This is a genomic window from Polyangium fumosum, from assembly GCF_005144585.1.
Classification (GTDB): domain Bacteria; phylum Myxococcota_A; class Polyangia; order Polyangiales; family Polyangiaceae; genus Polyangium; species Polyangium fumosum.
This window is the reverse complement of sequence record NZ_SSMQ01000037.1, coordinates 107,524-120,162: the sequence shown is the minus strand read 5'-3', so window position 1 is coordinate 120,162 and position 12,639 is coordinate 107,524. Positions and strand designations below refer to the sequence as shown.

Sequence of the window (12,639 nt, the reverse complement as noted above, 5' to 3'; positions counted from 1 at the left end):
GCTACCGGCTGGTGTAGGTCCACCCTGGGCCGGGTGGGTTTCGCACCCACTGGACGACGATTCAGAATTTCATGAACCTCGCATGTTCAATCCTTCCTGACCAGTCTTTCCTGGTCGCACGGCAGGCGCACCACATCTACGAGACGGCGAAGATGATCAAGGCTGGCCTCGAACCCCTGGATGGGCCGTGCACGATTCTCTCGAAGGAGCTGCACCAGCAGTTCACGAAGGAGCTGGCCGCGAAGACGGCAGGCATCACGCAGGTAGGAGACCTGTGGAGAGCCTACAAGACGGTGTACGCAGCCCGGCCCGAGTGGCTCAAGGCGATCGCGCACTACTTCGGGGAGTGAGCAACACGCTCCTGGATCATGAAGGACCGAGGATGAGAACCAAGGCATGCGTCATGTTCAACGGCAAGGAGATCCCAGGACGAGAACAGACCGTCCTGGACCCCGCAGGTTGCGGGCCCGATGTCGCCGAGGTGAGCGACAACGAGGTCCTGCGACAAGTCTTCGTTTACGTCACCCTCAAGGTCGAGGACCCTCGTCTGGCCCTCCTGCAAAAGCTCCTCCTCGCCTACAAAGTCGACTGGCAAGAGCGGCGCTGGGACGAGTACACGGACGAGGAGTACGAGGCCGCGCGCTTGATCCTCGTCACCGAAACCATCGATGTCTTCGTCGCCGGAGGCCCGAGGTTCGGCACGGATTACGATCTGTCGAGCGCGTGTCCGGCGTGTGGCGCGGGGATGCGGCAGACCTCGGCGTATGTGCTTGCTGGCATCTACCCGGAGCTCATCGGAAGACTCGAGGAATATCGCGCCGTGGACAGCTACAGCGAGATCCTGGTGGACGAGAGGCTGGCCGAGACCCTCGAAGGCGCCGGGATCTCGGGGCTCTCCTTCCGAAGCGTCTACGCCCTGCAAAAGGACAACCGTCAGATCAAGCTGCCCTGGCGGCAAATGTGGGCATCGCACACGTTGCCCCCGATGTCCCCGCGCTCGACCGGGATCGAATCCGATGAGGTGTGCAAGTCGTGCCGGCGCGGCAAGTACCACACGACGAGCAAGCAGCCCACGCGTATCGCCTACCGCGCCCAGGACCTCATCGGGGCAAAAGACGTGAACCGCATGTGGGAGCATTTCGGTGATGTTCGGTGGACCGGCGACCTGAAGACGGCCGTGCTCTCGCAACCCATGTTCCTCGTCACCCCCAAGGTCTGGCGCATCTTCCGCGACGCGGGCGTGACCGGGTTCAAGTGGCTCCCCATCCGCGTCGTCGAGGACGCGTGACCGGGCGGCAGCGCAGGCAACATGCTGCGTCCCCCACGCACATCCCCCTTGCCTCCTCCCCTCCCATCCCTGTAACCTCCCACCCCATGCGCCACATCTCTCTTGTCGCTCTCTTCGTAGGTTTGAACGATCTCCTCACCAATCGAAAAGCCGCTCTCGTGAGCTTTGCCTCCGGCGCCGCCAGCACCAAGCTCCTCGCGGCCAAATACGACGCCCTCGCCAAGCTCCCGTCCATCGCTGCGGGCCGGCCCCTCGTCGACGAGCTCGATGCCGCCGACGTCCACCATGATGCCCTCGGGTATGCCCTCTGGCACCTGCTCGAAGCGTACGACCGCCACCCCGACATCCCCGAGCACATTCGCGCAGCCGCTCGGAAGATCCGCGCCGCTTTTATTCCCACCCTCGAAGACCTCGGGGCCAGTTATCCGGCCGAGGCCAAGGCGGCCATGGACCGAAAGCCGGCGCTCGCGGGCCTGCAATCGGAGCTCGCGTTGTTCCCCGTCGCCGGCGGCGGCACGCTCCACGATTGGGCCGATCGTTTCCTGAACGCCGGCGTCGCCATCGATTCCCTCCTCAGCGCCCGCGCCGATCTCGAAACGAAGACCCGCAAAGACGCGACCCGCCTCCGCGGGGAGGTCATCGGCCTCCTCAATCGCACGCGAAAAAACCTCGCCCTGGAGCTCCAGGAGGATCCGAGCCTGCCCAAAGACATCGACGCACGTGTCTTCGGTTACTTCGACCTCCTCGAAAAGAGCGCCGCCCAGGCGCAAAAGGGCAAGGCTTCGCCCGAGATTCCTCCCCCGCCCTCCGCCACCGAGGCGACGGCCGCCACCCCGTAGCTCCTCGGACCTGCTCCCCTCCCCTGTCGCCCCGTCCGACGAGCTCCTCCGACCTGCCCGGATCCCCCTCCGCCGGCACGCGCGACAAGAGCCGAGCATGTCCCCGGCGCCGCCCCGCGCCCACGCCGAGCTTCTCCGACCTGCGGGCGTACCCCAACACCTGCCCAAGCGAGCTTCTCCGACCTGCTCGGACAGGGTAGGCTCGGGTGTTGCGGGCAGGTCCGACCTGCTCGGACAGGGTGGGCTCGGGTGTGAGGGGCAGGTCCGATCTGCGCGGAGGGGGGTCGCTCCGAGGGTTCGAGCAGGTCCGAGGAGGCGCCGAGGGGGACCCCGTGGCTCGGCAAGCAGATCGGAGGAGCCTACGACCCCCGCGGCTCGGGGGGCCGAGCAGGTGCGAAGAAGCAATGCCCACCCACCGAAATGCCCCGGGCCAGCGTCATTGACCTGCGCGCCGCCCGGCTCGTACCCTGACCGAATGAAGCACCTCTTCACGCTCGCTTGGGCCTCGATCCCTCTGCTCCTTCTCGCCGGCTGCGGCGACGGCGGCGGCGGCGGCGGCAAGGGGCCGGAGCCCGGTCCCATCCCCGTCGCGCCGACGCAAAACCTCGACCGTGACATCCTCTCGACCGCGCTCGCCCTCGATGTCACAGCGCTGACCGGCGAAGCCACGATCGTGCTCGCGCCCGCGGAAAAGCCAGGCGCCTCGTTCGAGGTCGACGGGCTCGTCATCCAGAGCGTCGAGGATTCGAGCGGGCAGCTCGAATACGCGGTCCAGGAGGGCAGGCTCGACGTGGGCGTCAAAGAGAGCGCGGAGAACACCACGCTCGATATCAAGTACACGTTCGCCACGCAAAAGAACTTCGACGGGTATCTCGCCGAGGGCATTTCGTTCCTGTGGCCGCGCTTCTGCGGGAACCTCTTTCCGTGCAAATCCGTGCCCTCGGAGGGCGTGAGCTTCGAGATGGCGCTCGCGGGCGTGCCCTCGGGCAAGCAGGCCGTCTTCCCGGCCGAGATCCCGGCCGACGCGCCCACGTACATGCCGGCCTTCGCGCTCGGCGTCTATACGTACGTCGCGCTCGGCACGACGAAGGCGGGCACGAAGGTGGGCGTGTATCACCTGCCCGGGGAGGACGCGGCCGCGGCCGAGGGGACGAAGGATCTCGCGGCGGTCTTCGATTGGTTCGAGACGACGTATGGAGCCTACTCGTTCGGCGGCGCGGTCGCGTCGGTGTCCGCGGATTGGGGGCCGGGCGCGTACGGCGGCATGGAGCACCACCCGTACTGGCACGTGGCGCGCGACGCGATGAACGATCCGGAGGTGCACGCGCACGAGGCGGCGCACGGCTGGTTCGGCAATGGCGTGCGAATCTCTTGCTGGGAGGATTTCGTGCTCTCCGAGGGCACGGCCTCGTACCTCGCGGCGCGCGGGCTGGAGGCCGTGGCCGGACAGGCCGCAGGCGAGAAGATCTGGAGCGATTACCAGACGAGGCTCGACGATGTGATCCAGGACGAGGACACGGTCCTCATGCTGGATACGTGCAATACGATCGACCTCATCACGCATCCCCTGTGGTCGAACGTCACCTACATGAAAGGCGCGTTCTTCTACCGGGCCGTGGAGGCCCAGGTCGGGCGGGACAAGCTCGACGCAGCGCTCGCGAAGTTTTACGGGACGTACAAGAACCGCGCGGCCCACATGCAGGACATGATCGACACGATTCAAGCCGAGACGGGCGCGGACATCTCCGTGCACGTGGACGGCTGGTTGAAGGGGCTCGGCAAGCCCTGACGGCTCATTGCTTCGGCTTCCACGCCGCGATCGCCCCGCGCCACGCCTCCGCGTCGCGCAGGGGCGATTGGTTCTCGAGCTCCGCGTGCCTCTGGAACTGCATGATCTGCTCGTCCGTCGCATACGCGAGGTGCACGACGCCGGTCTCCTCGGTGAACTGCCGGCAATAGAAGCACGTATGCTGCACCCACACGCGCTCGGGCTCGATGACCACCTGCACGTTGCCCATCGAGCCCGTGAGCTTCTGCGCGTCCTCCGGCAAGGCCGTGCGTCGATACACGGTCACGACGCCGACGCGGCCGTCCTTCCCGCACCAGACGGACGGGGCCGCGGAGGTCGGAGGCTCCTGCGACGCGGGGCAAGGCTCGCCGAGCTGCGCGAACTCCGGGGGCAGCGGCGCCGTGACCTTCGGCGTCTCGGCGGGCGGCTCGGGGCGAATGGAGCCGTCGTCCGCCGACGCACAGGAGAGCGAGAAACCAGCGAGGAGGAGGGCCGCAAGAAGGAAAGCGCGCATGCGCCTACCTACCACGAAGGTGGGATCACGGACAGGGCATGTAGACCGACGCGATCGCGTTCGTGGTCACGTAGACGCGCATGTACGTGCCGTGCACGTGCACGCTGCTGACCTCGATCTTGTGCACCTGGGCCTTCATGCAGCCCTGGCCGCTCGCGAACGAGATGTCGTTCGAGAGCTTGTCGCGCACCGCCTTGAGCCGCTCGCCGATGTCGAGCCGGAGCGCATCACGCGCCTGATCCCGGATCTTGTCCCCATCCATCGAGGCCTTGAGCTTGAAGAGAAAACTCTTCGTCTCGATGGTCGGCTCGAGGTCCGGGATGCGCAGCTCGTTGTCCACGACCGTCGGGTGGCCGGTCATGAAGAGGTCGCCGTCGAGGTCCAGGCTGACGGGGTTGTCGACGTGCCCCGCGATGTGGAGCTTCAGGACGATCTGATCCTTCGCGGCATAGAGCTCGGGCTTCTCCATGTAGAGCTTCGGGTGCTCCTTCGAGAAGAAGAACTTCCCGTCGGTGAAGACGAGGCCCATGGCCTTCGCGAGCTCGTCGTACTTGGCGACGATCGGCACCGTCACCGTGAACGGGCCCGGCTGGAGCGTGGCGACGTTGGCGAGCGGCGGCAGCTTCGCGTCGGGATTCGGCGGCGCGCAGGGGATCGTGACCGAAGGCGCGACGACGAGCGCGAGGTCTTTTTCGAAGCCCCCCGCGAGGACCGTCGGCCCCGCCTCGACAGAGACGACCTGGAGCGCCGCGCAGCCGTTCGCGTCGCCGAGCGGCAACTCGATGGGGCGCGACAAGCGGCCGTGGGCCTCGGCGAGCGTCGGATACAGGTCGTACTCGAACGCCTCGAGCTTCTCCTTCACCGCCGCCTTGACCTTGCCGAGGATGTCGGCCGCCGCGTCCGCAGCCTTGATGACGCGGTCATCGCTCTTCACGGTGACCTCGAGGGATTGCAGCTTCGCCTTGTACTCGCTCGTGACCACGGGCTCGGCGAGGATCGAGAACTCGAGCGGGACGTCGAGGCTGCCAATGGGCATCTCCGCGTTCGCGTCGACGTGCAGGTCGAGCGCGATGCGGCCCTGGTTGAAGCGCACCGTGATGCCCCCGCGGTTCCACGTGTACCTGCGCTCGTTGCCGAGCATCGGGAACGTGCCCTCCCCCGTGCGCGGGACGGCCGTCTCGAGCTCACGCTGGAGGTGGGCCCCCGTGATCGTCGCATGCACGACGACACGCGAAGGAACCGGATCAGAAACAGGCTCGCCAGGCGTGGCCGGCGGGCGAGGCGGATACACCGGCGTGGCCGCGCCACACCCAGCAGAGGCGACGACGGCGGCAACAAGGACGGCGAGCGAGGTTCGCGACATGGTGGGTGCAAAAGAAGACGGATGCACCGTGGCTGTCAACCTCCGTCTGGCCGGGCCGCCTCGCCCGGGGCGCCGCCCCGGACCCCGCGGGGGGCTGTCCGCCCCCTCGACCCCGGACCAGGCACGGCCTGGACCGAAGGGGGAAGAACTGCGCGATGCGCAGTTCTTCCACCGGGCCGGTGGCAAGACCATAGAGGTGGGTTTCGAGCTGGTGACGGGCACGTTGCCGGTTGAGCCGTCAGCGCTGCGGTCTTGGTGGGCAGGGTCGTCGCCGGTCTTGCCACCGGCTGTTCGATGAACTGCGCATCGCGCAGTTCATCGAGCTTGGGTCCAGCCCCTGGCTGGTCCGGGTCCAGGGGCGGACAGCCCCTGGTGGGGCCTGGGGCAACGCCCCAGCTCCGTGCGGCACCCCATGGGGATTGCCCTGCCAAACGAGAAAGGCGTGTACGATGGTCGTTGCGGAGGCGGCCTTCGGCTTGCTAGGGTCGAGGCATGGCGGGCGCGGAGAAAGCCCTCGTGTGGCTCTTCGGCGCGGGGGAGCGCCAGGGCGGCTACCCGGAGTCGTTCGACGCCGAGCTTGCCTTTCAGTCGTGGAAGATCCTGCGGGTCTCGGGGCTCATCTGCGCGCTCGCTTGGCTGCCTTACCTGCGGCTCGACGAGGCGCTCCACCCCGAGATCCCGTCGCTCTTCCTCCTTCGCCTCAGCCTCACCATGGCGGGCCTCCTGGCGATCCTCTTTTCGCTCTTCCCCTCGGCGCCGCGCCACGCGAGCCGCGCGCTCTTCGCGCTCTGCTTGTGCCTCGAGTGCGCGACGGGGCTCATCACGGGGCTGACGAGCGGCAAAAGCCCCTACCTCGGCGGGTTCTTGTTCGTCCTCATGCTCGTGCCGCTCGCGCCGCTGCGGCGGCGGTATGCGTGGGGCATGCTCGGCGCGGCGATTCTCGTCTTCTGGGGGACGGGCAAACTCGCGGGCATGGACTTCGAGGGGCCCGAGCGCAACTACTCGCTCCAGGACCTCAGCGCCGCGGCCCTCGTCTCCGGGGTCTTCGTGCACCTCAGCGACCGGCTGCGGCGGCAAGGCTGGGCCAAGGGGAGCACGATCCAGCATCAGTCCGAGGAGATCGCGCGGGACAAGGCGAAGATCGACTCCTTGCTCTGCAACATCCTGCCGGCGCCGATCGCCGGTGAGCTCACGCGCGAGGGCTCGGTCAAGCCCGTCTTCCACGAGGAGGCGACCATCGTATTCGCCGATTTCGTGGGCTTCACGGCGAAGGCCGCGACCATGCCGCCCGAGGCGCTCGTCGCCACGCTCGACGCGTATTTCTGTCGCTTCGACGCGATCGCGGATCGCTCGGGCGTGGAGAAGCTGAAGACGATCGGCGACGCGTACATGGCCGCGGGGGGGCTGCCGGCGCCGACGCGGACGCACGCCGTTGATGCTTGTTTGTTCGCGCTCCGGATCCGGCGCGACGTGGAGGGGCATGACGCGTGTTTCCAGGGTGTGCGTATCGGCGTGCACTCGGGGCCGGTCATGGCGGGCATGGTCGGCGCGAAGAAGTTTGCCTACGACGTGTGGGGCGACACGGTGAACACGGCGAGCCGCATGGAGTCGTCGGGGGAGCTCTGGCGCATCAACGTCTCGCGCATGACGTACGACCGGGTGAAGGACTTTTTCGAGCTGACGGCGCGCGGGGCGGTGTCGGTCAAGGGCAAGGGCGAGCTCGACATGTATTTCCTGGAGCGCATCTTGCCGGCGCTCAGCCGGGACGAACAGGGCGTCGAGCCGAACGAGGTGTTCTGGGAGCGCTACCGCGCGCTGCAATCGAATGTGCTTGTCTCGGGCGGCGATCCCCGGAAGGATACGCGCCGCGCACGATGACGACCGAAGTTTCGGAAGAGCCCCGGATCACCACCCAAAACGGAAAATACCCGAAGTCGATCCCGTCGATCATCGGAAATGAGGCGTGCGAGCGCTTCAGCTTCTACGGGATGCGGAACATCCTCACGGATTTCCTGATCGGGTATCTCCTGCTCGACCTCGTGGAGAAGGATCGGGCGGGGGCCGCGAAGGAGGTCTTCCACATCTTCGTGATGGGCGTCTATTTCTTCCCGCTACTCGGCGGGTGGATCTCGGATCGCTTCCTCGGCAAGTACCGCACGATTTTCTGGCTCTCGCTCCTCTACTGCGTGGGGCACGGCTGCCTCGCGGTCTTCGAGGGGAACAAGACGGGGTTTTACGCGGGGCTCTTCCTGATCGCGCTCGGCTCGGGCGGCATCAAGCCGTGCGTGTCGTCGTTCGTCGGCGACCAGTTCGACCAGTCGAACAAGCACCTGGCGCGCGTGGTGTTCGAGGCGTTTTACTGGGTGATCAACTTCGGCTCGTTTTTCGCCTCGCAGCTCATGCCGAGGGCCCTCAAGCACTGGGGGCCGGCCATCGCGTTCGGGATCCCGGGCATCCTGATGTTCCTCGCGACGTTCATCTTCTGGATGGGGCGCAAGGAGTACGTCGTCGTCCCCCCCTCCCCCGCCGATCCCCATTCCTTCGGCAGCATCGCGTGGACGGCGCTGAAACAGGGCCGCGGGGTGGGGCGCGTGCTCGCGGTCCTCGGGGCGCTCGGGTTCGTTGGCTCCTTTTTTCTCCTTCCGACGCTCGGGTTCGTCGCGTCGTTTTGCCTCGCGCTCGTGGTCTTCCTCGTGCTCGCGGGCCCGGGGGTGATGCTCTCGCTCGAAGCGGCGCGCGGGGCGCACCCGGACGAGGACGTCGAGGGCGTGCGCTCGGTGATGAAGGTGCTCGTGGTCTTCGCGCTGGTGACGCCGTTCTGGTCGCTCTTTGATCAAAAAGCGTCGACGTGGATCATCCAGGGCAAGGCGATGGTGCTGCCCGGGTGGAGCATCCTGGAGACGGCGTCGCAGATGCAGGCGGTGAACCCGCTGCTCGTGATGCTGCTCATTCCCTTCAACAATGCCGTTTTGTATCCGCTGCTCCGGAAGCTCGGGGTGAACCCGACGCAGCTCCGGCGCATGACGGCGGGCATCGCGATCGCGGGCGTCTCGTGGATCGTGATCGGCGTGCTCCAGCGATGGATCGACGCGGGCGAGAAGGTCTCGATCCTGTGGCAGCTCCTGCCGTACACGATCCTCACGGTCGGCGAGGTGCTCGTCTCCACGACGGGCCTCGAATTCGCTTATAGCCAGGCGCCGGCGAAGATGAAGGGCACGCTGATGAGCTTCTGGTCGCTCTCGGTCACGGTCGGAGGGTTATGGGTGCTGCTCGTGAACGCCGGCATGAAGAACGAGCGGCTCACGAGCGCCATCTCGGAAGCAACGGGCCTGTCGACGACCGCGTTCCAGATGTTCTTCTTCGCAGGCTTCGCGTTCGTGTTCGCGCTCGCGTTCGGCGCGTATGCGATGCGGTACAAGAGCGTCGAGCATTATCGGAAGGCGTGAGCGGCGGGCTCGCCTTCCGGATTCGAGATCGCGCCCTGCCCCTCGCCGTCCGCGGCATCGGCAAGAAGAAAGATCTCACGGTTGATGGCGGGGCGCAGGACGGCGAGGCGCTCGTCCCCGTCGACGTGCGCGAGCAGCGCGCGGGCGGCGTCGCGGTATTCGTGGAGCGTGAGATCACCGCGGCAAACGAGGAGGCGCAAAAGGATCGCGGCCTCGGAGGCGACGTCGGCGAGGTTGTAGCGGCGCACGGCCTCGCGCCCCTCCTCGCCGCTCGCCCATAAGCCCTCGACGTCGGAGCCGTCGACGCCGAGCTTGCCCGGCCAGCCGCAGAGGCACGCGAAGGAGGCCATACGCGAGGCCCGGCCGGCGCCGCGCATGCTGACGGCGTCCTGGAGATCGAGGTGGTTTTGCCCGCGATAACGATCCTCGAAGTCGCGGTTCCAGAGCCAGGGCGCGACGACGCCGTGGCGAATCGCGCGGGCGAGGACGAGCGGCAGGTCGAAGCCACGGCCATTCCACGAGACGAGCACGGGGCGCTTGTCGCCGACACGTTTGACGAAATCACGGACGATCGCCGGCTCGTCGCCGCCGTTTGGCCCGCCGAGCAGGCGCGGCGCGAAGACGCGGACCCCTCCGTCCTCGACGACGAGGGCCAGGGTGGCGCCGGAGACGATCGCGAGGTGGGAGACGGCGGGCACGCGATCCGGATCGGTGCCCTCGGGCAGCGGGTTGCCCGCGTCGAGGATGGCCTCGAAATCGAAGACGACGAACGTGGTCATGCCTCGAAGCCCCCGCGCTCCTGGGTGATCATCTGGACGATCAGCTCGAGATCCCGCGTCTCCTCCTCCCAGTACGCTTCGGTGCCGAAATGGGGGAACGTGCGCGGAAAAATGGGGTCGTGGAAGCGGCGGGCGATCCAGGCGGCATAATGGACGCGGCGCAAGCCACGGAGCGGCGTCGCGAGGCGCAGACTTTTCCGATCGAAGGCGCGGAGGACCTCGTACCCTTCGAGGAAGCTCTCGAGCGCGATACGCGCCTCGACGCCCTCGCCGGGCAAGAGCAACCAGAGGTCCTGCACGGCCGGGCCCACGACCATGTCGTCGAAATCGACGACCGAGAGCACGCCGTCGCGCAGGAGCAGGTTCCCGAGGTGCAGGTCGCCGTGAATGCGGTGGACGGCCGTGCCTTGGATGCCCTCGTCGACGAAGTCCGCAATCGTGCGCGCGGCGCGCTCGTACCGCGCGAGGAGGCGCGCCGGGATCGAGCCCTTGTCGCGGAGGAAGGCGACGTTCTGCCGGACGAACGCATCCGCGTCGAGGCGGACGCGGTGCACGGCCGGCCGCGCGGCGCCGACGTTGTGGATCCGCGCGGCGAGCATGCCGAGGCGCTCCAAGAGGTCGCTGTCGGGTTCGTCCGGGGCGCGGCCGCCCATGCGCGGGAAGAGGCAATACGAGATGCCGTCGATCGTGCCGAGGGTGCCGCCGCCGCGCAGCGTTCGAGGGAGGCACACCGGGACCTCGGCCTCGGCGAGATCCGCGAGGAAGAGGTGCTCTTCGAGGATCTGCTCGGGGCTCCAGCGGCCCGGTCGATAGAACTTCGCGACGAGCCGGGAGCGATCTTCGAGCTCGACCTCGTAGACGCGGTTCTCGAACGAGTTCAGCGGGTAACAGAGGGGGTTTACGGGGAAGCCCGCGTCCTCGACGGCTTCGAGGACCTTGTGCGGGGTGAGCGAGAGGAAGAGGTCGGTCGTGTTCATAGGCGCCGCCGCGACGAGTGCCGGAGGGCGTAGGTGATACCATCACGAAGGGTGGCGCGTGTCGCCAGGCTGCCGAGATCGGCGCCGAGGTCGACGAGCGTACGGGCGATCGAGGGCTGGATGCCCGTGATGACGACCTCGGCGCCGAGGAGGCGGATGGCCTGCGCGACCCGGACGAGCGCTTCAGCGACGGACACGTCGGCCTCGGGGACGCCCGTGACGTCCACGATGGCCACACGCGCGCCCTGGGCGACCACGCCCGCCGCGATGGTCTCCAGGATGCCCGCGGCGCGATCGCCCGTGATGCGGCCGATGAGCGGCGTGACGAGGATGCCCGCGCCGATGGGGATGAGCGGCGTGGAGAGCGCGCGGAGGGTCTCTTCCTGGGCCTCGATGAGGCGCGCCTGGGCCTCGTTCTGCCGCTGCACGTGCTCCGCGTGCTTGCGCGCCGTCACGTCGACGACCGCGATCTGCGTGGCCTCCTCGCCCTCGAAGAGGATGGGCCGCGCGGCGACGTCCGCGTAGATGACGCTGCCATCCGCGTGGAGGTACCGCTCCTCGATCGGCGGGAGCGCGATGCGGCCATCTTTGCTCTTTCGCAGGCGATCGATGAGGAGCGCGTGGTCATCGGGGTGGACGATGCGCAGGACGTTCATCCCGACGATCTCGTCGCGCGGCAGGCCGAGGAGGCGCGAGAGGGCCTCGTTGACCCAAAGAAACACGCCGCCCTTGTGCACGGCGAGCGGGAGCGGAGCGAGCTCGGTGAGCCCGCGCCATCGCTCCTCGCTCTCGCGCAGCGCCCGTATGGCCTGGACCTCGGCCGTGACGTCCTCGAAGACCGCGAGGATCTGCTGGATCTCGCCGCGCTCGTCGCGCACGGCGACGCTCGACAAGCGGGCGTCGACGACCTCGCCGGTCTTCTTGACGAACTGGGCGTCGGCGCCGTCGACGCGCCCCTCGCGCCGGAGCCGCGGAAAATGCTCGGCGAGGGCGCGCTTGCGCGTCTCCTCGGTGACGAACTCGATCGAGCGGCGGCCGAGGACCTCGTCGCGGGTATAACCGAGGAACTCGAGCCAGCGATCACTCACGGTCGTGAGGCGGCCCTCGTGATCGAGCGAGTGCATGAGGGCCGGGGTGCGCTGGTAGAGGTCCTGGTAGCGCTGTTCGAGCGCCTCGAAGGCGCGGCGCTCGGTGTCGCGGCGCTTCTCGTAGACAGCGACGGCGACGCGCACGAGCTCGTCCGAGGCCTGCTCGACGCGCGTGAGGATCTCCCCGGCAAGCTCGGCCATGGGCACGCGGAGCAGGGCGATACGGGACATGGCGCGGCGGCCGATGGAGATGCCGTGGAGGACCTCCAGGAGCGACGCGCCTTGCTCCTGCCTGCGCGTGTAGACTTCAATCCCGTAGGTGCGCAGCGCCTCGGGCTTCACCTCGTCGAGGGCGTCGAGGTAGAGGTCGATCAAGCGGGCGGCCATGGCGAGCTGCGCGCTTCGTGGAAACGCGCTGTAGAACGGGGCCACCTCGAGGATCTCGCCGATCAAGGTCTCGATGAGGTTCTCCCGCTCGGGGAGAAGCGCCGCCTTGAGCGTGCTCGTCTCCATATCGAAGGCTTCTAGCATGGGGCCGCCGCGGCGGCCGATCCGG

General features: G+C 67.6%; 11 protein-coding genes. 6 read left to right on the top strand and 5 right to left on the bottom strand.

All coding sequences use genetic code 11. From position 1 onward, the window contains the following. Positions 1-71: 71 nt before the first annotated feature. From E8A74_RS30345 to E8A74_RS30330, 4 genes are all read left to right on the top strand, one after another. A complete protein-coding gene (locus E8A74_RS30345) occupies positions 72-350 on the top strand; it encodes a hypothetical protein (RefSeq protein ID WP_136932587.1) in 279 nt (92 codons plus the stop codon). 32 nt (positions 351-382) lie between these two features. Beyond that, entirely contained in the window at positions 383-1,288 is a 906-nt protein-coding gene (locus E8A74_RS30340; protein ID WP_136932586.1) for a hypothetical protein, read from the top strand. 158 nt (positions 1,289-1,446) lie between these two features. Continuing rightward, positions 1,447-2,127 carry a hypothetical protein gene (locus E8A74_RS30335; protein ID WP_170229486.1) on the top strand — a complete coding sequence of 227 codons (681 nt, stop codon included), beginning with the start codon at positions 1,447-1,449 and terminating at the stop codon, positions 2,125-2,127. 475 nt (positions 2,128-2,602) lie between these two features. Continuing rightward, positions 2,603-3,916, top strand: coding sequence for a M1 family metallopeptidase (locus tag E8A74_RS30330; RefSeq protein ID WP_170229485.1), 1,314 nt, complete (start codon positions 2,603-2,605; stop codon positions 3,914-3,916). A gap of 4 nt (positions 3,917-3,920) precedes the next feature. Here the strand turns inward: E8A74_RS30330 and E8A74_RS30325 are convergent, their stop codons facing one another. Together E8A74_RS30325 and E8A74_RS30320 are read right to left on the bottom strand one after the other, a co-directional pair. Beyond that, complete coding sequence (locus E8A74_RS30325; protein WP_136932583.1) at positions 3,921-4,430, bottom strand: hypothetical protein; 510 nt, start codon at positions 4,428-4,430, stop codon at positions 3,921-3,923. A gap of 25 nt (positions 4,431-4,455) precedes the next feature. Then, complete coding sequence (locus E8A74_RS30320; RefSeq protein WP_170229484.1) at positions 4,456-5,793, bottom strand: DUF4403 family protein; 1,338 nt, start codon at positions 5,791-5,793, stop codon at positions 4,456-4,458. Positions 5,794-6,285: 492 nt separating this feature from the next. Between E8A74_RS30320 and E8A74_RS30315 the strand changes: the two genes are divergently transcribed. Both E8A74_RS30315 and E8A74_RS30310 read left to right on the top strand, forming a co-directional pair. Continuing rightward, complete coding sequence (locus tag E8A74_RS30315; RefSeq protein ID WP_136932581.1) at positions 6,286-7,671, top strand: adenylate/guanylate cyclase domain-containing protein; 1,386 nt, start codon at positions 6,286-6,288, stop codon at positions 7,669-7,671. Continuing rightward, a complete protein-coding gene (locus E8A74_RS30310; protein WP_136932580.1) occupies positions 7,668-9,239 on the top strand; it encodes a POT-type proton-dependent oligopeptide transporter in 1,572 nt (523 codons plus the stop codon). The genes E8A74_RS30315 and E8A74_RS30310 overlap by 4 nt, the downstream gene beginning before the upstream one ends. On the opposite strand, the gene E8A74_RS30305 is transcribed toward E8A74_RS30310, so the two are convergent. From E8A74_RS30305 to E8A74_RS30295, 3 genes are read right to left on the bottom strand one after another with little or no spacing between them, the layout of a single operon-like run. Further along, positions 9,224-10,018 carry a ribonuclease H-like domain-containing protein gene (locus E8A74_RS30305; RefSeq protein WP_136932579.1) on the bottom strand — a complete coding sequence of 265 codons (795 nt, stop codon included), beginning with the start codon at positions 10,016-10,018 and terminating at the stop codon, positions 9,224-9,226. The two genes, E8A74_RS30310 and E8A74_RS30305, sit on opposite strands and share 16 nt — an antisense overlap. Beyond that, positions 10,015-10,995, bottom strand: coding sequence for a serine/threonine protein kinase (locus tag E8A74_RS30300; protein ID WP_136932578.1), 981 nt, complete (start codon positions 10,993-10,995; stop codon positions 10,015-10,017). The genes E8A74_RS30305 and E8A74_RS30300 overlap by 4 nt, the downstream gene beginning before the upstream one ends. Further along, complete coding sequence (locus tag E8A74_RS30295) at positions 10,992-12,596, bottom strand: PAS domain S-box protein (protein ID WP_170229483.1); 1,605 nt, start codon at positions 12,594-12,596, stop codon at positions 10,992-10,994. Before E8A74_RS30295 ends, E8A74_RS30300 begins: the two co-directional genes overlap by 4 nt. Positions 12,597-12,639: the final 43 nt, after the last annotated feature.